The 26006-nt window shown below is 66.2% G+C and carries 18 protein-coding genes; 10 read left to right on the plus strand and 8 right to left on the minus strand.

Going from position 1 to position 26006, the window contains the following annotated elements; translation table 11 throughout:
• Positions 1–4 precede the first annotated feature (4 nt).
• Positions 5–2005: a hypothetical protein gene (locus AC3A6P_RS08645; RefSeq protein ID WP_487690781.1), complete on the minus strand. Its 2001-nt coding sequence runs from the start codon at positions 2003–2005 to the stop codon at positions 5–7.
• Between the two features lie 253 nt (positions 2006–2258).
• Here AC3A6P_RS08645 and AC3A6P_RS08650 point away from each other — a divergent pair, with 253 nt between their 5' ends.
• From AC3A6P_RS08650 to AC3A6P_RS08665, 4 genes are read left to right on the plus strand one after another with little or no spacing between them, the layout of a single operon-like run.
• Positions 2259–3653, plus strand: coding sequence for a tyrosine-protein kinase domain-containing protein (locus tag AC3A6P_RS08650; protein WP_487690783.1), 1395 nt, complete (start codon positions 2259–2261; stop codon positions 3651–3653).
• A 7-nt stretch (positions 3654–3660) separates the two neighbouring features.
• Positions 3661–5052 carry an O-antigen ligase family protein gene (locus AC3A6P_RS08655; protein ID WP_487690785.1) on the plus strand — a complete coding sequence of 464 codons (1392 nt, stop codon included), beginning with the start codon at positions 3661–3663 and terminating at the stop codon, positions 5050–5052.
• A complete protein-coding gene (locus AC3A6P_RS08660; protein WP_487690787.1) occupies positions 5042–5941 on the plus strand; it encodes a glycosyltransferase family 2 protein in 900 nt (299 codons plus the stop codon). Before AC3A6P_RS08655 ends, AC3A6P_RS08660 begins: the two co-directional genes overlap by 11 nt.
• Positions 5941–7437, plus strand: a complete 1497-nt coding sequence (locus tag AC3A6P_RS08665) for a lipopolysaccharide biosynthesis protein (protein ID WP_487690788.1) — start codon at positions 5941–5943, stop codon at positions 7435–7437. Before AC3A6P_RS08660 ends, AC3A6P_RS08665 begins: the two co-directional genes overlap by 1 nt.
• A gap of 3 nt (positions 7438–7440) precedes the next feature.
• Here the strand turns inward: AC3A6P_RS08665 and AC3A6P_RS08670 are convergent, their stop codons facing one another.
• The 5 genes from AC3A6P_RS08670 to AC3A6P_RS08690 form a co-directional block, all read right to left on the minus strand.
• The gene (locus tag AC3A6P_RS08670; RefSeq protein WP_487690790.1) at positions 7441–8472 is read right to left on the minus strand and encodes a cellulase family glycosylhydrolase; all 1032 of its coding nucleotides are present in this window, start codon (positions 8470–8472) and stop codon (positions 7441–7443) included.
• Between the two features lie 16 nt (positions 8473–8488).
• A complete protein-coding gene (locus AC3A6P_RS08675) occupies positions 8489–9385 on the minus strand; it encodes a glycosyltransferase family 2 protein (protein ID WP_487690792.1) in 897 nt (298 codons plus the stop codon).
• Entirely contained in the window at positions 9382–10329 is a 948-nt protein-coding gene (locus tag AC3A6P_RS08680) for an NAD-dependent epimerase/dehydratase family protein (RefSeq protein WP_487691442.1), read from the minus strand. The genes AC3A6P_RS08675 and AC3A6P_RS08680 overlap by 4 nt, the downstream gene beginning before the upstream one ends.
• Before the next feature lie 40 nt (positions 10330–10369).
• The gene (locus tag AC3A6P_RS08685; RefSeq protein WP_487690793.1) at positions 10370–11692 is read right to left on the minus strand and encodes a glycosyltransferase family 4 protein; all 1323 of its coding nucleotides are present in this window, start codon (positions 11690–11692) and stop codon (positions 10370–10372) included.
• Between the two features lie 400 nt (positions 11693–12092).
• Positions 12093–13235, minus strand: coding sequence for a glycosyltransferase family 4 protein (locus tag AC3A6P_RS08690; protein WP_487690795.1), 1143 nt, complete (start codon positions 13233–13235; stop codon positions 12093–12095).
• Positions 13236–13606: 371 nt separating this feature from the next.
• Between AC3A6P_RS08690 and AC3A6P_RS08695 the strand changes: the two genes are divergently transcribed.
• The 6 genes from AC3A6P_RS08695 (at position 13607) to AC3A6P_RS08720 (ending at position 23679) form a co-directional block, all read left to right on the plus strand.
• Entirely contained in the window at positions 13607–15577 is a 1971-nt protein-coding gene (locus tag AC3A6P_RS08695) for a hypothetical protein (protein ID WP_487690797.1), read from the plus strand.
• A 5-nt stretch (positions 15578–15582) separates the two neighbouring features.
• Entirely contained in the window at positions 15583–17127 is a 1545-nt protein-coding gene (locus AC3A6P_RS08700; RefSeq protein WP_487690799.1) for a hypothetical protein, read from the plus strand.
• The gene (locus tag AC3A6P_RS08705) at positions 17124–18629 is read left to right on the plus strand and encodes a glycosyltransferase (protein ID WP_487690801.1); all 1506 of its coding nucleotides are present in this window, start codon (positions 17124–17126) and stop codon (positions 18627–18629) included. The genes AC3A6P_RS08700 and AC3A6P_RS08705 overlap by 4 nt, the downstream gene beginning before the upstream one ends.
• The gene (locus AC3A6P_RS08710; RefSeq protein ID WP_487690803.1) at positions 18626–20317 is read left to right on the plus strand and encodes an ABC transporter; all 1692 of its coding nucleotides are present in this window, start codon (positions 18626–18628) and stop codon (positions 20315–20317) included. Before AC3A6P_RS08705 ends, AC3A6P_RS08710 begins: the two co-directional genes overlap by 4 nt.
• 118 nt (positions 20318–20435) lie before the next feature.
• Complete coding sequence (locus tag AC3A6P_RS08715; RefSeq protein ID WP_487690804.1) at positions 20436–22787, plus strand: arylsulfatase; 2352 nt, start codon at positions 20436–20438, stop codon at positions 22785–22787.
• A 19-nt stretch (positions 22788–22806) separates the two neighbouring features.
• Entirely contained in the window at positions 22807–23679 is an 873-nt protein-coding gene (locus AC3A6P_RS08720; RefSeq protein ID WP_487690806.1) for a formylglycine-generating enzyme family protein, read from the plus strand.
• A gap of 3 nt (positions 23680–23682) precedes the next feature.
• On the opposite strand, the gene AC3A6P_RS08725 is transcribed toward AC3A6P_RS08720, so the two are convergent.
• Together AC3A6P_RS08725 and AC3A6P_RS08730 are read right to left on the minus strand one after the other, a co-directional pair.
• A complete protein-coding gene (locus AC3A6P_RS08725; protein WP_487690807.1) occupies positions 23683–24387 on the minus strand; it encodes a YoaK family protein in 705 nt (234 codons plus the stop codon).
• A 7-nt stretch (positions 24388–24394) separates the two neighbouring features.
• A complete protein-coding gene (locus AC3A6P_RS08730) occupies positions 24395–25954 on the minus strand; it encodes a hypothetical protein (RefSeq protein ID WP_487690809.1) in 1560 nt (519 codons plus the stop codon).
• Positions 25955–26006: the final 52 nt, after the last annotated feature.

A 26006-nucleotide genomic window follows, 5' to 3' on the forward strand; every position in this document is an offset into this window, starting at 1 on the left:
GCGTTCAATCGTCCAGTACGCCGGCCCGAACGGGTCGGCGTCTCTTGGTCCACAGCATTGCCGCGACGATGGCAATGACGGCGACGACGGCCGCACCCACGCCCAGTGGAATCCACCGCTGCAACGACTTCGGCGCCGTCGCCGCAGAGGTGTCGACGGCCTCGGCATCGGCTCGTATCGCGACGTTGGTGGGGATACCGCCCGCACCTGCGGCCAGCACATCTCCGGTCAGTGCCGACCAACCGCCTTCGAGCCCCTCGATGTAGCCGAAGAGCGGATCCACCAATCCCCATTCGTCGGTGGTCGTGACGAGGACGACGGAACGGTTGCGTGGCCGGTCGGCGAAGACCTGGATCGAACCCAGTCCCTCGTCGATGTTCGCGCGGAGCTCGGTGGGCAGTCCGAGGTCCACCGTGGCGCCGTCACCGCCGACCGGCGGGTTCAATGAGGTGTCCGCCAGCGCTGCGGATTCGGCGACAATCAGGGCGCCCGAGTTGGCGTCGACGGCGGTCTTCACATCGACCACCTGTGGTGCCAGCGGCGCGCCGGTGAGACGCGCGATCGCCGAGACTGTCCGGGCGGCGTAGGAGAGTTGATTCGGGCTGGTGCCGTCCAGAGCCACCAGGAAACTGGGGCTGAACTCCGACGGCACGGCGCCGAAGCCGTTGAGCGGGGGACCACCGCGGTGCAGGGTCAACGTCGATTGTGGATCGATCTGGAAGGTGATGGGGGCGATGAAGGGCCCGCATGATTCGTTCGGTGTGTAGGTGAGCGCAAGATCCAAGTTGATCCACTGACCGAAGGCCTGGTTGTTCACGTCGAAGGTGGCGTCGAGTCGCCCACTGTCGTTGAGCGGGGCCCGGTACACCACAACATCATTGGAGCGAACCACGACACTGGCCGAATCGTCCCCGGGGACGGGTGTGTAATCGGCGAGCAGATGCACCTGCACACCGTCGACACGACCGCCGCCCAGCGCCGCCCGATCCACCCCGACCCGCAGGTTTCCGGTGCGGAGCACGTCCGTCCTACCGGTGACGTTCAGCTCGCCGAACGTCAGGGTGTCCGCACTGGGCGGGACGACGGATCCGGCTTGCTCGACGCGAGTGGCGGCCGTCTGGACCAGTGACTGCAGCTGGTTGACGAGCAGCGACACCTGCGTCGAGAGTTCGTCCCCCTGGCCGGACACCCGCAGATAAGCGCTTGGTGCCCCGGCATTTTCGACGCTCAGGCTGGCGGGACCACCCGACTCGACGACGATCGCCCGAGTCAATTGACCGGCCGGTGGCGGATTCGCACCACGAGGCTGATTGACAACTCTTGTCTCCAAGGGCTGAGGATGGTAAAGCCGGGTGAGCGTGGAGACGAGGGTCAGCACCGACTGCTGCTCAGCGGCGTCGGCGTCGGTGGGCGCATAGATCGTGACGCGCTCGAGCACCGGCGGGAAGAAGTTCGAGATCGTGGTCGCCGGCGATTCGGTCCCGGTGAAAACCGTTGCCAGATCACTGACTGTCAATTGCTGCAGCGGTCCACAGAACCGGTCGGCGTTGTCGAGTGGACGGACGGTGAGCGAGAGGTCGAGCGTGGATGCCCGGATTCGAGCGCCCGAGATGTCGACGTCCAACGGGGTCACCGCCTGCGCCGATGACGCGGCGGGTAGATCGATCGCCGCGAGGAACCTGCCGTCGCCGTCCGCGATCTCGAGGTACCCGGCGTCGATGTTCATGGGCGCGTGGATCAGGCCCTGCAATCGCCCGGCGGTCAGCCCGGTGGGCACCGGCACCGAGAAATCGGTCTTGCTGTTGGCGCTGAGGAACGTCTCGGGTTCCAGCCCGAGGGTGGGCCAGGCCAGCCGCACTCCGGCAGAATCCACAGTGTCGGCAGCATCGCTGGGTTCGGCATGCGCTGGGCCTGCGACCGACCCCGCGAGCATCGTCGGCATGATGAGCACCGTCGCGACGATCAGCGCGCGCAGTGCGCCACCTCGACTCGCATTGCTGTTCATCGCCGCCAGGAGTGAACTAACCGGGTGCACGCGGTTCTACTTTCGACTGTTCGAGCTCAGAAATGCCAACAGGTTTCGGACTATACCGGCGGGCCCAGGGGCCTGGCGCGTTGTTGCTGGCGGAAAGGGCCGATGTCGCGCGCGAGGGGGCGTTAATCTACATTCTGGGATAGCGTGTGACGACTTGTGCGCTTGCCGGCTGGCGCAACGAGCGGGTCTGACGAGGGTGAGCATCGGTGATGAAGGGTCGCACTTGACTGTTCAGGACTTCGCGCGGATCTTGCGCACCCGGTGGAAGATCATCTGCGCCACAACAGTTGTCGCCGTTCTGGGGGCGCTCGCGTACTCGTTCGTCATCACTCCCCAGTACGAGGCCTCGACACGGCTGTTCGTCTCGACGACCTCCGACGGCACCAACAGCCAGACCTATGATGGCGGCCTCTTCGCGGAACGCCGGGTGCTCTCCTACACCGAACTGCTGATGGGCGAGATCCTGGCACAGCGCACCATCGACAAGCTCGGGCTCGACATGAGCGCCGATGAACTGCAGGAAGAAGTCGAAGCGAGTGCACCGACCGGCACCGTGCTGATCGACGTCGTGGTGTTGGACTCCTCACCGGTACGCGCCCGCGATATCGCCAACACGCTGGCCGACGAGTTCGTCGTCATGGCGGCGGGACTGGAAACCCCCGAACTGGGCGCTGAGCCCAACGCACGGGTGATCGTGCAACAACGCGCGGAGATCCCCGACAACCCGGTCAATCAGAAGACGGTTCGCACTCTGGCAATCGCCACCGTGATGGGCGCACTACTCGGAATCGTGCTGGCCCTGTTCCGCGACCGTGTCAACGATTCGGTCCATGGTCCGGAAGACCTGGAAAAGGCCACGGGAGTAGGGCTGCTCGCCGAAATCCCCTTCGACGGTCAGCGCCGGGAAAAGCCGCTCATCCCCTTCGACAGCGACCGGTCACCGGTGGCCGAAGCGTTCCGCGACCTGCGAATCAATCTGCGATTCCTCGAAGTCACCGACGGCCCCCGCGTGCTGCTGGTCGCCAGCTGCATGCCCGACGAGGGCAGAACCATGACGGCCGTCAACCTGGCTTTGGCGTTGGCCGAAGCCAAACACGATGTGGTGCTCGTCGACGGCGATCTACGGCGGCCCAAGGTCGCGTCGTGTTTCGACCCGGCCGGTCAAACGGGTTTGAGCACCGTGCTCGCCGGCGCGGCGTCTCTGGAGGAGGCGCTGCAACCGTCAGGCCACGCCCGACTGACCGTGGTGACCTCAGGTGCCATTCCGTCCAACCCCACGGAGCTGCTCGAATCCCGGGTGGCCAAAGATGTTCTGAGCCAACTGAGCCGACAGTTCGATTACGTGGTGGTCGATTCCCCGTCACTTCTGGTACCGGATGCCGCTCTGTTGGCCACCAATTCCCAAGGCGTGCTGCTGGTCGCGCAGTTCGGCAGGACCAGACGAAAGCAACTGGCCGATGCTATCCACACACTCCGGCGAGCCGGGGCACCGCTGCTCGGTGCGGTTCTGACGATGACACCGGCCAAGAAGCGATCTCAGCGCGAAGACCATTACGGCACGCACCGCACGTCGCAGGAGCAGCGCGGACGTTGGCGCCGCAGCTCGCAGAAGAACTGACAGATCGATGGATCGCTACGAATTCGAACGACACCGCACCCAAACCACATTCGTAGCCGCCGCGCCCAAACCGAACCGCCGGGAAGCAATTACGGCAACCGGTCCCGCAACGTCGTTCGGGACCTATCTCGCGGCGATTCCCCGCATTCTTGCATCGACGGCAACCGATGAGCGACGCCGGAACACGGCTTTTGCGTTGCTGATCGTCGGGGCCATCGCACTGGTGGTCACGCCGGACCTGATCACGTATCTGAGCGTGGAGCACTCGCCGATCCTGCCGCCGGGGGAGGCCGCCGCTTCGGCGGACCTGCCCCTGGCCCAGCTGGCCAGTCTCGGCGGCTCAGCACTTCTGCTTGCCCTGAGCGCCCTGGTGGCACTGATGGGCGGTCATCCCAACCGGGACATCACCGGCCTGCTGATCGTCCTGCTCGCAGTCAATCTGCCGTTTCTGTTCAGTCCGGAAATGCCACCCACGGCTGATCTTCCGAAGATCGCGCTGGCGAATCTTTTTGTGTTGGCCTTGTGGAACACCGGAGCCCCGATCGCGGGCCTGAAGTGGCTACCGATGACCGTTGCCGCGATCGCGGTGTACTCGCTCATCGGCGGGTTGATCATCCCGGAGTTCATGATGTACAACGCCGAGTCCCAGAAGGCGATCATCGCCGGGTGGGAACTGGCCGGCCCATTCGGCCACGCCAACGTCCTGGGAATGTACTGCGCCCTGGCCTTCGCGTTCGTGCCGCTGATCACCGAGACCCGGTGGCGGCTTGTCACCGCGGCGATCCTGATCGTCACGTTGCTGGCAGCGGCGTCCAGGACAGCGCTGATCGCAGCGGGGTTGATCTCGTTGTGGTGGGTGCTCTGCTGGTTCCGGTCCATGATCTCGGTCCGGATCGCCGGTACCGCTCTGGCCGTTTCGGCCGCCAGCGTCATGTTCGTGGTCCCGTTCGTGAAGTGGGATCCGTCCGCCTTCACCGATCGCGCCCACGTATGGGCGGAAAGCATCAAAGTGTGGCAGGACTCTCCCGTGGCCGGCATGGGCCTCAACTGGTTTCTCAACGAAGCGCAGGAATCGGGGAACATCGCAAAGTGGGCGTTCGTGGGAACCGGCCACAACATGGTTGTCGACACGTTGGTCAAATCGGGTCTGCTGGGCCTGGTTGTCCTGGTGCCACTGTTGGTCGCTGCGATAGTGTCGGCAGGCGCCTTGCCTGCCACCAATCAGCAGATCGCGTGCTTCGGTTTTCTCATGGCGTTCTTCATCGCCGCGACCACCGAGGCCGTCTGGGCTCTCCTGCCGAATCTGCAACTGTTTCCGATCAGCGGCCTGGTTTTCGCGGTGCTGATCCTGACCAGACATGACACACCCGTGGGGGAGGGGCTGCGACATGGGTTCTGACGTGACAGTGAGCGTGGTCATTCCGACGATCGGACGACCCAGCCTGGTGAAAGCGGTCGAGTCCGCGCTGCAACAGACCTCACCGCCGAGCGAGGTCATCGTCGTGCTGGACGCCGACTGTCAGCCCGATCTGCCGCCCTCGCCGGCGGTCCGGGTGCTGAAGACACCGGGGGGCGTGGGGGCCAGTGCCGCGAAGCACATCGGCGTCCAAGCGGCCACCGGCACCGTCGTCGCGCTCCTCGATGACGACGACACTTGGCGCCCAGACAAACTCGAGAAGCAGCTGGCTGCCGCGCCGCCAGGAGACCGCTGGATCATCTCCTCGCGATTCACCGTCCACATCGACGGACGCCAGCCGGTCATCGGGCCCAAGAACCTGATCAGCAGCCACGAACCCATCGCCCCGTACCTGTTCGAGCTCCGGACGCCACAAGCGTTCAACATGGTCCAGACATCCACCCTGGTGTTCCCGCGGACGCTGGCCGACACGGTGCCGCTGTCGGTGGCGGCCGGCTCGATACACGACGATCCCAAGTGGCTCATCGAAGTTCGGCGCGCCTATCCCGACCTGCCCATCATCCAGGTGGCTGAGCCACTGGTGGACATCGTGTGGACCGCGGCGTCGCTGTCGCGCTCCGGGGTCGATCGAAGTCAAGACCTGATCGACTGGGGCGTCCGCGAACTCGCGGGAGAATCCGATCGGGTGCGCGGCGACTACCTGTTGACCTCTCCGGTCGGGTCGGCGCTGGGAGCCGGATCGCTGCGCGGCGTCGCGACGTCGGTCGCGGCCGCAGTCAAGCACGGACGGCCGGGCCGGCTGGCGTGGGCGAGCGCCGCCAAGTCGGTGCTGCGGCTCGGTGCGGGACGGCTGAAGAAACTCCGGCGCTGATGTCGCCGTCATTCGCTCGCAACACCCTGCTCGGGTTCTCCTCCGGTGCCGCAGTCGCTCTCGCGGGATTCATCGGAAATGCCATCACCGCACGGTTACTCGGCCCCGACAATCTCGGTGTCTTCGCCTACGTGGTGTTCTGCGTGACCATCGGATCGATGATCGCCGGGCTCGGCATCGGCACAGTGCAGCAGCGGTTCATCCCGAATCTGCGTGCCGAAGGCCGCGACGACGAAGCCGACGGTCTCATCGGGGCGACCACCCGGTTGTCCACCGTCGCCGCGATCGTCGGCGCCGTCGCGCTGCTCGCCTATCTGTACTGGCCGGGTCGAGGTGCCATCGAGGGACCTTCCGAGACCACCCGCAACGTGGTGATCGGACTGGCTCTGGTTTGGTTCATCAGCTGGCGGATGGCCGAGGTCTACCAGTTCTACCTGCGCGGCGAGCAACGATTCGGTGAGCTCGCCCGGTTGTCCGCCTACTCCGCCTTGATCAAACTCGCGGTGATGGCGCTGGGGGCGTGGCTGTTCGGGATACCCGGCGCGCTCGCCGGTTTCATCGCCGCCAACCTCCTGCCGGCGAGCCGGATCTTTCGCTTGTTACGCGTCAAACCTCATGTCGGGCAGGAACTTCGGGGTCAGGTCACCAAGTTCGCGCTGGCCAGCTGGGCCACCGCGGTGCTCGGCGGCCTGGTGTTCGGCCGAACGGAGATCCTGTTTCTCGAGCATTACACCGATCTGGGCGCTGTCGGCTTGTTCGCCGCCGCGGTGACGGTGGCCGAGATGGCGGTACAGCTGCCACCCCTGTTGCTCTCGGCGCTGCTGCCGCGGTTCAGCGAGCAGCACGGCCTCGGGGCCCAAGACGAGATGCACAAGCTGTACCGGACGATGACGGCACTCATCGCGATGCTGATCGTGCCGCTCTGTTTCGGGCTCGCGGCGATTGCACCCGTTCTGGTGCCGATGTTGTTCGGCACGGAATTCGCCGATGCCGCCGCCGTCGCCTCGGTGCTGCTCATCGCGGCCGCGGTGAGCAGCCTGGGCGTCACGACGTTCTATCTGCTGCAGAGCATCGGCAAGACCGGGTTCCTGCTGATGTCCAACGGCATCGGTCTCATCGGCACGATCGCGCTGGGGTTTCTACTGGTACCCCGCTTCGGTTTGATCGGCGCGGCCTGGTCGCGGGGCATCGTGCAGGTGACGGTGGTACTCATCGAAACCTGGTACGTGACAAGACGGCTGAAGATTTCACCCCCTTACCGGGCACTGGGGGCGATAGCGCTGGCCGCAGTGGCGCAGGCGGCGGTGGCGTATTTCGCCGTGATGGAACTGGGCGGTGCGGTCTCGCTGCTGGTCGCGATACCGGCCGCCATCGTGGTGTACCTGATCGGTCTGAAGGTGCTGAGGGTCTCGTCGATGGTGGACCCAGGACTGATCGAGCGGCTGGTCGCCCGGATGCCGGGCCGGGTCAGGCCGCTGCTACGCCGTCTCGTGTAGGGCTCAGCCGGCACCGTCGCCCATCAGCGCCAACGCTGCGGCCTTCGGCGACAGGTCTTCCCGGAGCAACCCGAAATTCTGCTCGGTGTCATCGGTGTCTGAGCCGCCGTCGACCAGTTCGTAGTAGATCAGCGGGCCGGCCCAGTCCCACTGCTGAACCTGATCGCGGGCCTGCAACAGCGCCGCCGCTTGATCCTCCTCCGACACCGCATACGGTCCGGTCCCGGTGGGTGCGCCGAACTCGGTGATCCACACCCGCTTTCGGGTATCACCGTTTCTCTCCATCACCGCACGCACGTCGGGCAGGTGGTAGAAGCCGCCGTCGGTCCGCGGGCTAGGGTCCATGGGCCACGCGGGAAAACTGTAGGGGTGAACCGCGATTCCGTCGGCGAGTTGCGCCGTACCGTTGGCGTACAACTGCTCGAGGTAGACAACGGGGGCGATCTCGGATTCCGGCTCCTCGAATTTCGGGCTCAGCCCCCCGATGAGGAGCGTGGATTCGGGCGACACCCCGCGAATCGCGTCCACGGCCAGCCGGAACACGTCGGCGTACTCGTCGGCGTCGGGACGTGGCGGCCAGAACTTCCTGGTGTTGGGCTCGTTCCAGATCTCCCAGGTGCGCACGCCGCGCGGCGCGTACCGCTCGGCGGCGATACGCGCGAAATCGGCGTAATCCGACAACTGGTCAGGACGGGAATGCCGTTCGGTTGTGGGATCGCCGGTGGTGGTCGTTCGTGACCAGTCCGGGCTGAACGCCACGACGGCCAGCACGTTGATCCCGTGGGCCGCGGCTTCGTCGACAACCAGATCGGGATAGGACCAATCGAACCGGCCGCGTTGGCTTTCCACCGCCGACCAGTCGATGTCCACCCTGACCCAGGCCGCGTTCATCTCCGTCATCAGGTCGAACTGCCGCTTGACGCCGGCTGGGTCCGCGTTCCGCGGATGCACCGTCATCCCGATCTCGACCGCGGGGGCCGGCGCGCGGCACGAGAGCGCGGCCGTGCCGATCAGGAGGATCGACAGCAGCAGCACCAGGCCGCGCGCGGTGTCACCGCACGATCGCCTGATGGTCCGTACCTCTGGAGAGTGGCCTGCCCAGCAGGCCTTCGGTTCGCCCGATCAACAGCGCCAACGCATCCCGCGGGGTGTACTTTCCGGGATTGCGAAGCGGTTGCAACACCGCCGCCAGCAGATGGGCCATTTTGTACCAGAGCGGGTAACGCCACGTGCGCAACACATTGCCCGCGCCGCGCCCGTAGTTGCGCAGTTTGCGTTGACGCTCTTCCGGGGGCAGGTGGGCGAACTCGGTTTGCGCGCGGACCACGATGTCGTTGATCCACTCGATCGAGAAATCGTCGCGTTCGGCCATCCGGAGGAGGAGATCGGTGCCCTCGCCGGCCTGCCATGGACTGTTGGCTCCCGAACCGCGCTCGGTGTCGAAGCCGCCGACTGCCATGAACTGTTCGCGTCTGAACACCGTGGCGGGTTCGATGACCCCCCACACATTGCGTCGTGTCATCGGCGAGCCGCGTTCGGGGAGAGGGTTTCTTGGGCCCTCCCGGTCAGCCAGCTGCAACGCGAGAACCGTTCTGGGCGCCACGCAGTGCGGTGCGACGCGTTCGAAGAAATCGGCGTCGATCCGGCTGGTGTCATTCGGGAACCAGAGCCAGTCCACGTCGGCGAGAACCCGTGCCGCGGCATTGCGACCGTTGGAGACACCGCGCGGGCTGGCCAGCGTGCGAATCTCGAGCACTCCACGAAACCGTTCCACCAGCTCGTCGAGCGCCGGTGGGTTGCCGCCGTCACCGTGGTGGGCGATGGCAACGGCGTGTGGTGGACGTGACTGGCCGGCCAGGTCGTCGAGCAGGAGGGACAGCTCCTCCCAGCGTCCCACCGTTGTCAGGCCGACACCGAATGTCAGGGTGGGAGTCCCGGTGCCGCTCACACGGAGGAACGCTCGCGCAGCGCCGCCGACAGATCGGGGTCGGCCCAGGTGCGCTGCAGGGTCTCGTCCAACTCGTGTACCGGCTTCCAGCCGAACACCTCGGCGATACGTGAGATATCGGCGCCGAGGTAAGGCCGGTCAACCGCCCGCATGCGCTTCGGGTCCTGTTGCACGGTGAATTCGAGGTTCAACGCCGACCGCATGCGGGTGAGAATCTCGTCGACGGAGTACTGCTGTCCGCTACCGAGATTGACCACCTCGCACGCGACGCCGTCGGAGTTGGTGCCGAGCGCGGCGGCGGCGAACCCGTTGGCAGCGTCCTGCACGTCGATGTAATCGCGCTTGGGCCAGGTGTTCCCGAGGTTGATGGTGTCTGTGCCCTGGCGCAGCTGGGTCACGATCGCCGGCAGCAGGTGCGGATTGGTCTCGCCGGGGCCGATGACGTTGAAGAGCCGGACGATGGCCGCGTTGATACCGCGTTCCTCGGCGAAGATCCGGACATACTGTTCGCCCTGCAGTTTGGTCAGACCGTAGATGTCGGCCGGCGCGAGCACGGACTCGTACTCCCGGTGCGGCGCCTCATCAGGTGCGTAGACTGCGCCGCTGCTGGCGAAGACGAACCGGACTCCGGGCGGGCAGGCCGCCAACACGTTCATCGTCCCCGTGACGTTCGTGGCCACCGCGTTCGCCGGGTCCGAATCACATTCGGGGATGTAGTGAATGGCCGCAAGGTGGACGATCACGTCCGGCTGGAAGTACGCCACCAGCGACCGCGTGGCGGCGGCGTCGCGGATGTCGAGCCGGTGGAATCTGAATCCGGGCGCATCACGCGTCAACCACTCGGGGGCGCCGTACCGCAACAGATCGGCCACCAGCACATCAGCTTTCGGGCCGAGGGCGCGAACCAGCTCCCGTCCGACGAAGCCTGCACCACCAGTCACCATCACTCGCACGAGCGTCTCCTCCGCTTCCTTGGGCTATGACTCAGGACTTCTTGTCGACTTGTGTCTGATGTCGCGGCTCCTCAGCGGGGCTCGTGCCTCGCCCCGCATCGGTCGCCGCGGGGGTCTGATGTCGCGGCTCCTCAGCGGGGCTCGTGCCTCGCCCCGCATCGGTCGCCGCGGGGGTCTGATGTCGCGGCTCCTCAGCGGGGCTCGTGCCTCGCCCCGCATCGGTCGCCGCGGGGGTCTGATTGCGCGGCTCCTCAGCGGGGCTCGTACCTCGCCCCGCGGTCGCGCGCAGTTCCAGCGCCCGCGCAATACCCGACCAATCCAGAGATTTCGCGCCGACCAGCCCCGCTTGAGAAAACACGTCCCACTGAGCTTCCGCTGCCAGCAGCGCCTCGGCGAAGGCGTCCGGCGAGGTACCGCACACCACACCGGCCCCGTATTGCGCTACAACGTCTTTGGCGCCGTTCTCGGGGAATTCGGCCGTGACCACCGGGAGACCACTGGCCATGGCCTCGGCGATGACTCTGGGGAAACCCTCGCGCTGACTGGGCATTCCCAGCACGGCAGCCTGAGACAGCAGGTCGATCTTCTCCGCCTCGCTGACCGAACCCGGCACCCGCACCCGCGAGGCGACAGATGAGCGTCGGGCGTACTCCTCGATCTCGGCGCGGGCCGGACCCGCACCGGCGATCACCAGCTCACCGGCGAATCCTCTGGCGCTGGCCAACTCGAAAGCGTCGATGAGGAGCGGAAGGTTCTTGTGCGGCGCCAGCCGTCCCACATACACCGCTCCCGAACGTCGGCTACGGTCTGCCGTTCGGTACCGGCTGAGTTCGATGCCACTGGGCAGAACCGAACACGGCCGGCCCGACTGTTCCGTGATCGCCTCGGCCACCGCGTTGCTGACCGCGAAGTTCGACCCGGTCAGCAGCGGTAAACGCTTCTGAGCCTGGCTCAGGATCGGATCCTCACGGATCTCGCACCAGTGAATGCCCGCGCGCGAGCGGATGTTTCGGGGTAGGGCGGGGACATGCAGCAGCGGCCACTGGTTCAGCAGATGAAAGTCGTACTGCTGCGACACCACGTGCCGGCGTACCCAGGTGCTGTACCGCAGCACGTTTCCCCAATTTCGCCGAAGGGCAGGCACCCGCGGTTTCGTGTAGGTGGTGCTGAGTGGGTGCCGCCGTACGCGGACACCGTTGATCACCTCGTCGGTGGCGAGATCGGTGTCGTGGCCGATGCAGAACACGTCGACCGTGTGACCGCGCCGCACCATCGCTTCGGCGAGCTCCTGGAAGAACACTTCTTGGCCGCCGACATGCGGAAAGTAGAGCTCGGTCAGGAAAGCGAAACGCATCGGTGCGACTGTGCCGTCGCTGATATGCGCCTGGACCACACGCATGCCCCTGTCATGTGCCAGTTGGGTGATCGGACTTTGCTGCGATGCCTTGAGAGTGTAGCGCACGCCGGGCCGAGAGGTGCCGCGGATCGGTCCGGGGCGACCGCCGCGACGCAACAGGTGCAGCAAACTTCTTGACGAGTCGCGCGGCGCCGGCTGGCAACCACCGCAGGATCTCCTTCGGCGCCGCGAAACCGGCCTGACCAGGCGACAGGGCCACGAAACCGGCCGCGGTGGCGGCACCGCGCCGTCCGCGTACCGCACACTGTCGTGCACTGCGGGCAAGGCTCGGTGAGCGAACGCTGCCGAGGACGGGGCTGACTGGTCTGTGATGGTGGTCGACAGCGACGTCCGGGGGTCAGCGGCCCCGCTCGTCGAGTTTTGCGGCGATGTGGTCGGCGGCCGCCGTCATCGGGATACTCGATTGACGCTGCCGCACGTGGGCCCATCCTCTGGCGGCCAGCTCCGCTCGGGCCGCATCGTCGGTGCAGTAGGTCAGCAGCAGCCGCGCCAGCTCCTGGTGGTCGTGCGGGTCGAAGTATGCCGCACCGTCGCCGCACGTCTCCTGCAGTGAAGGAATCGCAGAACACAACACGGCGGTATGGGAAGCCATCGCCTCCAGGGGCGGCAGGCCGGCTCCTTCGTTGAACGAGGGCATCACCAGCAGGGCCGCGCCCGCGACAAGTGAGCGCAGCACCTCGAAGTCGACCCGGCCGATCATCCGCACCCGGTCACCCAGGCCGGCGGCCTGCATCTGGATGCGCTCGTCGAGTTGACGCACCGATGCCCCGCTGCCCGCGATCACCAAGGTGTGCGGAATCTTGTTCTGCACTTGGGAGTAGGCCGCCAGCAGTGCCGACAGATTCTTGTGCCGCTTCACATTCCCGAGATAGAGGAGATACGGGCCTTGTACCGGGGACAATTCGGGGCCGACCGGTGCCAGCCAGCTGTCGTCGAGCGGGATCGGTGTCACGACGAACTGTGCCTTGGGGACGAACTCGGCGAGCGCATCGGCGGCGGCGCGTGACGGAGTGAAGATCGTGCTCGACTTCCGGGCGTCGATCTCGAGCATCGCCCGAGCGTAGGCCCTGCGGGCGCGGCCCTGGCCGCTGATGTGTTCCGGCAGCAGATGATTGTCGTCGTGGACCGTGGCGAAGCTCAGAATCCTTCTGTTCCCCGGCCGTAGGAGCGTGAACGGAAAAGGGTAGTGCGGCAGCCACAGGGCTTTGGGACGCACGGTCCGGATGGCGTGATCCCAGGCGCGTTGCTCCTGGATCGAGTACATGGGAGCGGACGGAGGCACCGAGAACACGACCGTGGTGGTGTCGCGCACCGCGGGCACGTTGGTACGGTCGGCCAGCAGGGCCAGTGTGCGCCCGTGCTGTTCGAGCACGTCTTCCAGGACCGGTACTTGAGCGGCCATATACGTTCCTATGCCGCTTTGGTCGATGTGCCTGACGTCGAACAACAGATCCACGGATCGGCTGGCTCCGTTGGTCATTCAGCAATCCATGTTCTGTCGTGGTGCCGGCATCGACTGCCCCTTTGCCTTCGTCGCTGTCGCCCCGAAGGTTACCGTCGCCGACGGCGCGGGGCGCGGTGTTGACGTTCGCCACGCGAGTTGCGCACGCGGAGAGGCTGTTCCGGCTCGGACCAATGAGCGCACCGACGGCCGTCGGCGAACCGGTCGGTATCCAGCGGCGCCGCGGAGGGACCGAAGCCGAGGTGTCGCCGGTGCGGACCGCGAAGACGGCGGAGTTCAACTGACGCATGTGTCAAATTCGCTCCGATGCGGGCTACCGTGGCCGTGCCGCAGGTAGCAATTCTCCCGATGTGTTTGCGGGCGCCTGCCTTCGTGTCTACCATTTTGCGGTGATTGCGGGTCGGTATGGCGGTGTTCGTGCACTTGCAGCGGTAACTGGAGCGGCGCTGCTCGTTGGCTTGTGCGCGCCGCCGGCCGGCGCCGAACCCGAGGACGGCGGCTTGATCGCCGAAGCGCCGATACTGAGTCTCGCCGATCTGGGGTCACAGCCCACCATCCCGTTCTACGGCGCTCAAGGCGAGACATCCTTGACCCTTCCGGTTCCGCAGGGGCTTCTACCTGCATCTTTGGACGTTCTGGTGGAGTTGCCGGTCAACGTGGCGACCGGCACCCTGATTGTCACGCAAGAGGGTCGCACGTTGTCGCGGGTGCCGCTGCCGAACACCGATCGAGTGCCGGTGTCGCTGCCACTGGCCGGCGCCGAAGTCGCCGACAACGCCGTCACCGTGACCCTGCGGAGTTATCTGGTGCCGATCGAGGGCTACTGCCTGGACCCGTCGAATCCGCTTCGTCTCGTCGACGCCAATATTCGCTACGGCGGCACGGAACGCGCACCGGGCACCGTTGCGGAGTTCTTGCCGCCGGTATTGCAGCAACTCAATCTCTTCCTGCCAGAAGAGCCGACCCGCGCCGAGACCGATGCCGCGATCAGGCTTTCGACCGCGGTCGTCGCCCGCTACGGGCAACAGAACACGGTGGTGACGGTCGCACCGTTGGCCGACGGGCAAGAGGTGCCACCGGGCGCGTCGTTGCCGTTCCAGAGGCGGGTGGTGATCCGCGAAGGCGACGAGGTGGGAGTACGGCTAACCGACGGCCCGGGAGTTCCGTCATTGCTGATCGGCGGTCCTGCCGCAGAGCTGACCAATCAGACCCGGCTGTTGTCGAGTGACATCAGCCGGCTGGCATTGAGTTCGAAGGCCGTCGTCGGGCCCTTGCGGTCGAATCCGCAACTGCCGCCGGATGTCACGTCGCTGCGCGACCTCGGCCAGCCCGGGGTGACCGCGACCGCGCTGACGCCGCAGGTGAACATCGCGCTCGACCAGACCCGGCTCGGGCGCCCCGCACACGACATCCGGGTTCAGCTGAAAGGCTCCTACACGCCGCTGCCGCCGTCGGTCGGCGGGCAGCTGATCGCCTCGATCGGCGGCGAGACGATCGACCGGTGGACGGTGGACGACACCGGCGTCATCGACCGCTGGATCGAGGTGCCGGATCGGCTGCTGCAGCGCTACACCAACCTGGGCGTCGCGCTGAACATCTCAGGCAACGTCGGCCAGTGCGGTGAATTCCAGCCGATCACGTTGACCATCGACGGAGACAGCCCGGTCGAGAGCACCCGCGCCCATCCGCCGGTGCCCGGCGGCTTCCAGTCTCTGCCCCAGGCCCTGATGCCGCGCGTGGAAGTCGGCATCGCCGACGGGTTCGACGACACCCGTCGCGCGGTGGGCATCATGGTGGGCCTGCAACGGCTGAGCTCACTGCCCGTCGACACCGCGGTGGTGTCGGTGGAAGAGGCGCTGGCATCGAGCAACCCGGCGGTGGTGGTCGAGGCGACCAGCTGGACCCACGACGACGTGACGTTGCCGGTCGCGGGGAACGCCGACGGCGAGCTGACGGTGCAGAACGCCGGCGGCGACGGAGAATCCGCCACGCTGCAACTCAACCCGTCAACGACTTTCGGGTCGCTGCAGGCAGTGCACTCCGGTGATCGGACACTGCTGGTGGCAACCTCCAATGGCGCGCCCTCACAGCTGGACATCCTGTTGAACTGGCTGGACAGCGATCCGCAGCGCTGGGCCCGGCTCAGTGGCGATGCGCTGCTGTCGGTGCCGCCGCTGCAGGGGGCACCGCAGTCGCCGCCACTGGTGATGGACACCGCAGAGCAGGACGCACCCCCGGCCACCGCCGAAGACCAGGAGCAGAGTTTCCCGTTGGTCTGGGTGGGTGTCGGCGTGACCATCCTCATTGCGGTGGCACTGGTGCTGGCCGCCGTGGTGAACGCGCGCCGCAGGAAAACCTGAACCCCATGACCGTCAGCACGCCCGAGGCGGAACCCAAATCCTCGGCGCCGGAGAACTTCTCCGCGAGGATGGGCACCTGGTACTACGGACTCAATCCGAATTACCGGGTGGCCTTGCGCTGGCTGCTCATCCTCGCGAGCACCCTCGTCGCGTTCTACCCGAGCATCGTCAGCCTGGTGCACACCACCACCGCGGGGGGCATCGGCGGCTACGTCTGGACCGTACCCGTGGTGGCGCTGCTGGTGGCGGTGGCGGTGGCCCGGCGCAAACGCAACGAACTCCCGATCCATGATCGGCAGACCGACATGATCGTCGGGATCATGGGCCTGGTGCTGGCGGTGCTGGTGCAGGCCGTGCTGGTGCCGCGTTTTGCGATGTACTTCCACCTGTTGCGACTCGACCTGGTGGCCATGTGGCTGTTCCTGCTCAGTTCGTGTGTGGTGCTGTTCGGGCTGCGGCCGGTGTCGCGCTTCGGCTGGGTCTGGGCGCTGCTGTTCATGGTGTTCTCCCTGCCGTACTACCTGGTGGTGGTCGTCGCCGGGGGTGGCCGGGGCGCGGCCGGTGCGGCGACCCTGCTGATCTCGTCGTTCGGCACCGCTATCGCGGTGGGCCGCACCTTCCGGCGCGCGGTCCTCGGGTTCGCGGCCGCCTGGGTGGTGGGTGTCGCCCTGCTCTTCGCGCTGGGCACGCTCTACCGCGACGCCCCGATGCGGCTGTATCAAGGCCTGCCCGCGGTGGGATCGCTGCTGTTGGTCGGCGGAGCCATGTATCTGCGGTCCCACAAGGGCCCCATCCGGGTGCTCGACCGCAAGGTCGAACCGCTGGCCGCCAAGCAGGTGTGGTCAGGTGTCCCGCTCGTCGTCGGGGTGGCGGTGGTGTTGACCTTCATCCCGCTCCCGGCGCAGGCGGACACCTCCGCGGTGCATCGGGCCGCACCGGGGCCCATGGCGTTCGGTCAGCCGCTGGTCGCACCACGAGGCTGGGAGACGGTGGCACGGCGGAATTTTCGCGAAGTGGCCCGTCTGTACAGCAACGACGCGGTGCTGGTGCGACAGCAGATGACCGCGCTCGATGGAGACCCACGCTTCGACAAGCTCTCGCGGCCACGGACATTGATGGTCGACAGCGTCGTCAGCCAGCGACCGTCCTCGTTCAGCGTTTTTCCCTCGCGCGCGGTCTACGACATGACCGGGGCCAGGATGAGCCCGCTCCACACCGTCGATCTGGGCTACGGAGTCAACGGCCAGATTCTGTCCGTGGTGGATGACAACCTCCTGGTCACGTGGAACGCACTCCGCTTCGAGTGGGGCGACGAGGATCTCGCGCAACGGGTCACCATCTTCGGCGTGGACAACCACGAACCGGATGCCCCGTTCCCGCAACCCGCCTCGACCACGGTATCCACGCTGCGCACCCTGTTCACCCTGCTGTTCCGGGGCAATTCGGTGCTCGACCAGCAGACGCCGACCTTCAAGGACGAAGAACTGCTCACCGACTTCGGCCGTCGCCTGGTGGCCGCCCAGTTCACTCCATCGGGGGAGGCGGGATGACCTCCGAACCCGAATTGGACCGGCAGCAGCGCATTCTCGACATGCACAACGAGGAGGACCGCCAATACGCGCTGAACCGGGCGATCAACCGGCTGCGCGATGACGATCCGGTGGCCTCGGCGGCCAACCCGGTGCTGGGCTGGCAACGTATCGTGCTCTACGCGCTGCTGGTGATCGTCGTCGTGTGCCTGGTCTGGCAGCCGCTGCACACCACTGTGGTGCTGATCGGCCTGTGCACGGCGGGCTACCTGCTGACGATGTTCGACCGGGTGTTGATCTTCCGGCAGGGGCTGGCCGCCAGTGCCATCAAGATCACCGACGAGGAAGCCCGGGAGATCCCCGACGAGGACCTGCCGCTCTACACCATCCTGGTGCCCGCCTACAACGAGCCGGAAGTGGTGGGCGACCTCATCGGTGCGATGGCGGCGCTGGAATACCCCTCCGCGAAACTGCAGATCCTGTTGCTTCTCGAAGAGGACGACGACGTCACCATCAATGCGGCCAAGGAGTGCGCCGAGTCGGACGCGATCACCATTTGCCTTGTGCCGGCGGCGGATCCACGTACCAAGCCGAAAGCGTGCAACTACGGCTTGCACTTCGCCGCCGGCGAGATCATCACCATCTACGATGCCGAGGATCTGCCCGAGCCGCTGCAGCTGCGCCGCGTCGTGACCGCGTTCCGCAGCCTGCCCGAGACCGTGGCCTGTGTGCAGGCCAAACTGGTCTACCACAACGGGCACCAGAACATCCTCACCGGCTGGTTCACCGCCGAGTACGGATTGTGGTTCGGGTACCTGCTGCCGGGGTTCATGAGGACCAGTTCGCCGATTCCGTTGGGCGGCACGTCCAATCACCTGCGCCGTGACGTGCTCGACCCGATCGGTGCCTGGGACCCGTTCAACGTCACCGAGGACGCCGATCTGGGTATGCGGATCGCCTCGTCCGGATTCCACACCGCCGTAATCGATTCCACCACGCTCGAGGAAGCCAACAGTGACGGCATCAACTGGATCCGGCAGCGATCGCGGTGGTACAAGGGCTATCTGCAGAGCTGGCTCGTGCAGATCCGCCGGCCGGTCCGGCTGTACCGCACCATCGGTTTCCGCAACTTCGTCCGGTTCAACCTGGTGCTGGCGGGCACCCCGATCATCGCGGTGCTCAACCTGGCCTTCTGGCTGATCACCATGTTGTGGTTCCTCGGCCAGCCGCAGCTGGTCGAAGAGGTGTTCCCGATGTACATCTACTTCCCGGCCCTGGTGGCACTGGTACTGGGCAACGCCGCCACCCTCTACATGAACCTGATCGCACTGCGCGAAGACGACCGGTCCGATCTGCTGGTGGCCGCCCTCACGGTGCCGGTGTTCTGGCTGATGATGAGCATCGCCGCCACCAAGGGCGTGTACCAGATGATCCGCCAACCCTCCTACTGGGAGAAGACGTTCCACGGGCTGGCCGACAAACCCGGCGAGACCGCCGAGGCAGAACCGGCAGCCACCGGATGATAGCCCGCTGGACCAACGGCAGACTCAAGACCGTCTTCTTCCTCGGCACCTTCGCCGTCTACCTGATCGTCGGTTACTGGCTGCAGGTGCACAACGGCTTCATCATCGGCGACGCGCTGTCGCGGGTTGCGGCAGCGCAGTCGGTGTTGTTCAGCCGAGACCCGCACCTGGCGGCCATCGGCTTCATCTTCACCCCGCTGACCGCACTGGTGCAGATCCCGGCGATCGCGATGAGCCCGCTGTGGCCGGAGATGGCCGAGCGCGCGTTCTCCGGCACCATCATGTCGGCACTCTTCATGGCCGCCGCGGTTGTCCAGATCCTCAGCATGGGCACCGATCGTGGTCTGCCGCGCGGTTATTCGATGACCATCACGGCGTTGTTCGCGCTCAACCCGATGATCATCTTCTACGGCTCCAACGGGATGAGCGAGGCGCCGTTCATCTTCTTCATGTCGTGGGCGGTGCGCCGGTTGATCATGTGGATGATCAACGACGACGTCCACCACCTGGTGGTGGCGGGTGCCATCGCAATGGGGCTGGCCTACCTGACGCGGTACGACGCGGTGGCGTGCATCGCGGCGGCCGGCATCCTGGTGGGCGCCACCACCTATCTGCGCGCCAGATCGGCACCGCGGATACGCCGGGCACTGCTGGACCTGCTGATGGTGAGCCTGCCCGGATTCGCGGCATTCCTGGGCTGGGCGGTGGTGAGCTGGCTGATCACGGGGGAGGCCTTCGCGCAGTTCACCTCCCAGTACGGCAACAGCGCCATCCTGGAACAGTCCGGCACCACCACACCCGCATTCCTCGACGGACTTTCGTTCGCCGCGGTGTCCATCACCTTGCTGGCTCCGACGTTGTTGCCGCTGGCCGGCTGGGCCGTGTGGCGGCGCTGGGGCAGACCGCACTGGCCGACGCTGCTGGTGCCGATCGCCATCTACGGTGGCGCCCTGGTGTTCCAGAGTTACGCCTACGCATCCGGGACGACATTCGGGTTCCTGCGCTTCTACATCATCGCGATCCCGTTCGCGGCCAGTCTTGCGCTACTGGCAGTCCCCGACGGGGTGATCCTGCCGACGAAGCGGCCAGGCAGATTCGCCCCCGCGGTGCTGGTCGATCCGGGTGCCTCGTTTCGCGGCCCGCACTCACGGCTGGTCTATGTGACGGTGGCCCTGGTGTTCGCGCTGTCGGTGCCGATGACGGCGTGGGGGATGGGCAAGCCGAAGTACGCCCCGCAGGAGTACGCCCTCGGCGCCGTGCTGGCTCCGCAGCCGGACAGCCTGACCGAGCAGAAAGCCCACGAGCACCGCATCGCCAACACCTTCGCCACCGAGCGGGAGATCGCGCACTACCTCGACGGTCTCGGGTTGCCCGACGGATCGGTGATCACCGACACGGTGTACGGGTTCGCGGTGCTGGCTGCCTCGGAGAACCCGAGACTGTATGTGATTCCGTCGGATCCGGATTTCACCGCCAAGCTCAACGACCCGGTGGACAACGAACTGAAATACATGCTGGCCGTACCTCCCACCGGCCGCGGTACCTCCGATGCACTGAACCTGCGCTACCCGACGCTCTACGACACCGGCGCCGACATCGCCACGCTCGAGCTCGAGGTGCCCAACTCCGGCGACGGACAACCGGACTGGCGGCTCTACCGGGTGAACGAGGCGGTGCCGGCGAGCTGACCCAGGATGTCGGTGAACGGAGGCTGAACACACGCTCGGCAAACCGACTTGGGTGTACTGTGCGGTCGAGGTCCGGGGTCGAGCAGACTGCCCCGGTGCGACGGAGACGAGACGAACGATGGCAAAGGAATTCAACGGCAGGATCGAAGTCGACATCCGTGATTCCGAGCCGGACTGGGGACCCTTTGCCGCGCCGACGGCCCCCGAGGGCGCGCCCAATGTGCTGTACCTGGTCTGGGACGACACCGGTATCGCCACCTGGGACTGCTTCGGCGGCCTGGTCGAGATGCCCGCCATGAATCGGATCGCCGAGCGCGGGGTGCGACTGTCGCAGTTCCACACCACGGCGCTGTGTTCACCGACGCGGGCGGCGCTGCTGACCGGCCGTAACCCCACTACGGTGGGGATGGCCACCATCGAGGAGTTCACCGACGGTTTTCCCAACTGCAGCGGCCGGATCCCCTACGAGACCGCCTTGCTGCCGGAGGTGCTGGCCGAACAGGGCTGGAACACCTACTGCGTGGGCAAGTGGCATCTGACTCCGCTCGAAGAGTCCAATCTTGCGTCCACGAAACGACATTGGCCGTTGTCGCGGGGGTTCGAGCGGTTCTACGGCTTCATGGGCGGAGAAACCGACCAGTGGTATCCCGAACTCGTCTACGACAACCACCCCGTCGCGCCGCCGGCCACCCCGGAAGACGGTTACCACCTGTCGAAGGATCTCGCGGACAAGACGATCGAGTTCATTCGCGATGCCAAGGTGATCGCACCCGACAAGCCGTGGTTCTCCTACGTCTGCCCGGGCGCCGGGCACGCGCCGCACCATGTCTTCACCGAGTGGGCCGACAAGTACGCCGGACGTTTCGACATGGGCTACGAGGCCTATCGCGAGATCGTGCTGGCAAACCAGAAGCGGCTGGGCATCGTCCCCGCGGACACCGAACTGTCACCGGTGAACCCGTACGCCCAGACGCAGGGCCCCAACGGTGAGCCGTGGCCGCTGCAGGACACCGTACGTCCGTGGGACTCGTTGAGTGACGAAGAGAAGCGACTGTTCACCCGGATGGCCGAAGTGTTCGCCGGGTTCCTGTCCTACACCGATGCCCAGATCGGCCGAGTCCTGGACTATCTCGAGGAATCGGGGCAGTTGGACAACACCATCATCGTGGTGATCTCCGACAACGGTGCCAGCGGTGAAGGCGGGCCCAACGGATCGGTCAACGAGGTGAAATTCTTCAACGGCTACATCGACACCGTCGAAGAGAGTATGCGGTTCTTCGACCGACTCGGCGGACCGGACACCTACAACCACTATCCGATCGGCTGGGCGATGGCCTTCAACACGCCCTACAAACTGTTCAAGCGCTACGCCTCACACGAAGGCGGTATCGCCGACCCGGCAATCATTTCCTGGCCCAAGGGAATTGCCGCACACGGTGAGGTTCGCGACACCTACATCAGCGTCAGCGACATCACCCCGACGGTGTACGACCTGCTCGGCGTCACACCTCCGGCCACGGTGGGCGGCGTCGCGCAGAAACCGCTCGACGGGGTGAGTTTCGCTGCCGCGCTGAAGGATCCGGACCTGCCGACCGGCAAGGACACCCAGTTCTACACGATGCTTGGCACCCGCGGCATCTGGCACAAGGGGTGGTTCGCCAACACCGTGCACGCCGCCAGTCCGGCCGGCTGGGGCAACTTCGACCAGGACCGCTGGGAGCTGTTCCACATCGAGCGCGACCGCAGCCAGTGCCACGACCTCGCTGGCGACCACCCCGAAAAGCTCGAGGAGCTGAAGGCACTGTGGTTCGCTGAAGCCGACAAGTACAACGGCTTACCGCTGGGCGATCTCAACATGCTGGAGACACTGGGCCGGTTCCGGCCGTCGATGTCGACCGGACGCACGAACTTCGAGTACTACCCCGGAACCGCCGAAGTGGGAATCGGAGCGTCGGTCGAACTGCGCGGCCAGTCGTACTCTGTGCTCGCGGATCTGACGGTGGAGTCCAGCGGGGCCGAGGGGGTGTTGTTCAAGCACGGCGCCGGCCATGGCGGGCACGCCATGTACATCCAGGACGGGCGGCTGCACTACGTCTACAACTTCATGGGCGAAGACGAACAGGTGGTGTCCTCGCCTGAGTCAATTCCATTGGGAAAGCATGTTTTCGGGGTCAGATACGACAGGACGGGCACAGTCGAGGGCAGCCACACGCCGCTCGGGGTGGTGTCGTTGTACGTCGATGACACAGTGGTGGCCACCCGGGCGGACGTCCGGACACATCCCGGGGTGTTCGGACTGGCCGGCGGCGGCATCGCGGTGGGCCGCAACAACGGCCAGCCGGTGACCAGCGCGTACAAGGCGCCGTTCACGTTCAGCGGCGGCAGCATCGCCAAAGTGGTCGTCGACATCTCGGGTAGTCCTTATGTCGACACCGAGCGTGCGCTGGCGGCAGCGTTCGCCAAGGACTGAGCCGTCCTACCCTGAAGGGATGCTCAGCCCACTGATCGAGGTGCCCGGCGGCACGTTCCGGATGGGATCGACGAACTTCTATCCCGAGGAGGCGCCGATCCACACCGTGACGGTCGGCCCGTTCGCGATCGAGCAACACCCCGTGACCAACGCCCAGTTCGCCGAGTTCGTCGATGCCACCGGATACGTCACCGTCGCTGAACGCCCCCTGGATCCCGCGTTGTACCCCGGGGCGTCGCCGTCGGACCTGGTGCCCGGCGGGTTGGTGTTCCGGCCGACGCCGGGGCCGGTCGACCTGCGGGACTGGCAGCAGTGGTGGGCCTGGTCGCCGGGGGCCTCCTGGCGTCACCCGCACGGGCCGGACAGTTCGATCGAGGACCGGATGGATCACCCGGTGGTGCAGGTGGCCTATCCCGACGCCGGGGCATACGCCGGGTGGGCCGGCCGTCGGCTGCCCTCGGAAGCCGAATGGGAGTACGCGGCCCGCGCCGGGGCGACCACCACCTACGCATGGGGTGACGACGCGCGCCTCGACGGCCGGCTGATGGCCAACACCTGGCAGGGCCGCTTCCCGTACCGCAACGACGGCGCCGCCGGCTGGGTGGGCACCTCACCGGTGGGTACGTTCCCTTCCAACGGTTTCGGGCTGGCGGACATGATCGGCAATGTCTGGGAATGGACCACCACCCGCTTCACCGGCCACCACCGGATCGACGCAAGCGGGGGATGCTGCCCGCCGCCGAAGGACCCGGATCCGGCGGTCAATCAGGCCCTCAAGGGCGGGTCGCATCTGTGCGCGCCGGAGTACTGCCATCGGTACCGTCCGGCCGCACGTTCGCCGCAATCCCAGGACAGCGCCACCACCCACATCGGATTCCGCTGCGTGGTCTGAGCCTCACGCAGCGGCGGTGTCCAGCGCCCTGGGAGAGAGCCGCCGATGCCCCAGCCATGCCACCGTGGCGGTCAGGACCGTCGCGAGCCCGAAGGGCACCGCAAGATGGACTTTCAGGAGCAGGGCGCCCGCCAGCGCGCCGGCGAAGATCACCACGATGGCCCCCAACCTGCGATTGAACAGCACTCCGCGACCCCCGCGGGTCCACGTCTCGCCGGCCAGCGAGGCCAGTGTCGAGGTCACCACCACGGTGGTCATGTCCGCCACCGCCACCGCACGGGCCACGACCGCTTGCGACCCCATCACCGCGGCGGTGGCGGCCGCCATGCCGATCTCCACGGCGGTGGCGGGCTCGTCGCCCGCCCAGATCGCCACCATGGTCAGCACCGCCAGGGCCAGGGCGCCCAGGGCGAGCAGCAGTGTCACCCGGTCATGCCAGCCGGGTGGGTGGGTGGCGCGTGGTTTGCGCAGCGCGAGCCCGGCGAACCAGGCCGCCACCGTGAACGCGGCCAGGGCGATCGCCGGCCCCAGCACCGGCAGATCGTCGGCCCCGGCGACACCCATCCCCAGGATCACGATGTTGCCCGTCATGTTGCCCGTGAACACCCGGTCGAGGGCGAGGAAGCCGACCGCATCGACGATTCCGGTGACGAAGGTCAGGGCGATCGTGAGCGTCAGCGCGGTCTGCGCGCGGTTGGTGTCCGTCATCGGCAGCTCAGAAGACCAGGATGGCGAACACGGTGGACAGCACCAACCCCGCCATCACCGGCAGAAAACACTTGCGCGCCAACGTCAGAACGGGAACCCGGGCGAAACCGGCCACCGCCACCAGCGACGACCACGCCACCAGAGTGCCGCCGCCGGACCAGATGTTGCCCATCTGACCGATGGCAGCCAGCGTCGACGGATCCATGCCGGCTGCGGTGCCCAGCGCACCGGACAGCGAACCGGTCAGCGGCAGGCCGCTGAACCCGGAACCTTCCAGGCCGGCGATGAGACCGACGAACAGCACGGTGAACCCGACCACGAACGGGTGGGGGGCCACGTGGGACAGACCGGCGTTGATCAGGTCGAACAGCAGCGCGGGACCGGTGGCATCCTCGCCCAGGCTCAGGATGCGCGCGGAGAAGTCGCCGTTGCCGATGAAGAAGAAACCGGCGATGGGCAACACGATTCCCATGGCCTTGAAGGCGAACACCAGCCCGTCGATGATGTGCCGTGACGAGCTCTCCAGGAAGTCGCGTTTGTCGTTGGTCAGACACGCGGCGAAGAGCAGCATCGCCGCGATGCCACCGACGATTCCCGCGGCGTCCCCACCCTGCAGCGGCGGCACCAGGGAAGTGAACTTGCCCAGCAGCAGGTAGACGATGAACACCAGGTAGGCGGTCGGGACCAACGCCGCAAAGAGCCTGGCGGACAGGGTTTTCGGTGGATCGGCCACGGGCGCGGTCCGCACCATCGTGGCGGTCGCGACCGGGCCGTCGGAGCCGGCCGGAACGGGGGTACCGGAAGGCACGTCATCGTGTTGGGGTGCCGGGCCGCCGGCGGACGGGCCTTCGGCAGAGGCGCCACCGTCGGTGAGACCCAATTTGTCCGCGCGGTTCTCCCACGCGGTGAGCAGATCCGGCGAGGGGGTCTTCCAGGTGCGGCGCTGTGTGAGGTAGGTGATCACCAGCGCCGTGGCGCCCACGATCAACGACAGGACCAACGCCTTGTCCGCCACGCTGTCGGCGTCGACGCCCGCTGCCTTGGCCGAGATGCCCGGTGCCACCTTGATGATGTAGTCGGACGACAGCGCCATACCCTGCCCGGCGATCGCGATGACCATGCCCACCGACAGCGGGCTCAGCCCCGCCCGGATGGCGACGGGAATCAGTACCGCCCCGACCAGGGGAACGGCGGGAGTGGGCCAGAAGAACAGCGAGATCACATACGTCACCACCGCCAGGACGAGGAAACTGCTTGTCCCAGCGCGCATCACCCGCCGAAACGGCGTGACCATCAAGCGGTCGGCACCCATTTCCCGCAGCGCGCCCAGCATCGCGGTGACCAGGGCGATGATCAGGAAGATGTTGAACAACTCCTGGGCGGCCACCAGGCTGGCGTTGAAGATCGACGACAGTCCGGTGATGATGCTGCCCGAGAACACCCACGCCGTGAGCAGCGTGGCGGTCACGGCCGGTACCACGATGTTCTTGCGCAGCGCCATCGTGATCAGGATGACGACGATGCCTGCGAGATAGATCCAATGTGCGGCGCTGAGCTGAGTGTCCATCGTCCACGTCTTTCGTCTCAACTGCTCGTGGGCTGTGCAGTTTGATGGTGGA

This window comes from Mycobacterium sp. Soil_C_30 (assembly GCF_057656995.1).

Coding starts and splice junctions, on each gene's coding strand:
- AC3A6P_RS08645 (WP_487690781.1), bottom strand. CDS start 2,005: ATGAACAGCAATGCGAGTCGAGGTGGCGCACTGCGCGCGCTGATCGTC.
- AC3A6P_RS08655 (WP_487690785.1), top strand. CDS start 3,661: ATGGATCGCTACGAATTCGAACGACACCGCACCCAAACCACATTCGTA.
- AC3A6P_RS08660 (WP_487690787.1), top strand. CDS start 5,042: ATGGGTTCTGACGTGACAGTGAGCGTGGTCATTCCGACGATCGGACGA.
- AC3A6P_RS08665 (WP_487690788.1), top strand. CDS start 5,941: ATGTCGCCGTCATTCGCTCGCAACACCCTGCTCGGGTTCTCCTCCGGT.
- AC3A6P_RS08680 (WP_487691442.1), bottom strand. CDS start 10,329: ATGGTGACTGGTGGTGCAGGCTTCGTCGGACGGGAGCTGGTTCGCGCC.
- AC3A6P_RS08685 (WP_487690793.1), bottom strand. CDS start 11,692: ATGCGTTTCGCTTTCCTGACCGAGCTCTACTTTCCGCATGTCGGCGGC.
- AC3A6P_RS08690 (WP_487690795.1), bottom strand. CDS start 13,235: ATGACCAACGGAGCCAGCCGATCCGTGGATCTGTTGTTCGACGTCAGG.
- AC3A6P_RS08700 (WP_487690799.1), top strand. CDS start 15,583: ATGACCGTCAGCACGCCCGAGGCGGAACCCAAATCCTCGGCGCCGGAG.
- AC3A6P_RS08705 (WP_487690801.1), top strand. CDS start 17,124: ATGACCTCCGAACCCGAATTGGACCGGCAGCAGCGCATTCTCGACATG.
- AC3A6P_RS08710 (WP_487690803.1), top strand. CDS start 18,626: ATGATAGCCCGCTGGACCAACGGCAGACTCAAGACCGTCTTCTTCCTC.
- AC3A6P_RS08715 (WP_487690804.1), top strand. CDS start 20,436: ATGGCAAAGGAATTCAACGGCAGGATCGAAGTCGACATCCGTGATTCC.
- AC3A6P_RS08720 (WP_487690806.1), top strand. CDS start 22,807: ATGCTCAGCCCACTGATCGAGGTGCCCGGCGGCACGTTCCGGATGGGA.
- AC3A6P_RS08725 (WP_487690807.1), bottom strand. CDS start 24,387: ATGACGGACACCAACCGCGCGCAGACCGCGCTGACGCTCACGATCGCC.
- AC3A6P_RS08730 (WP_487690809.1), bottom strand. CDS start 25,954: ATGGACACTCAGCTCAGCGCCGCACATTGGATCTATCTCGCAGGCATC.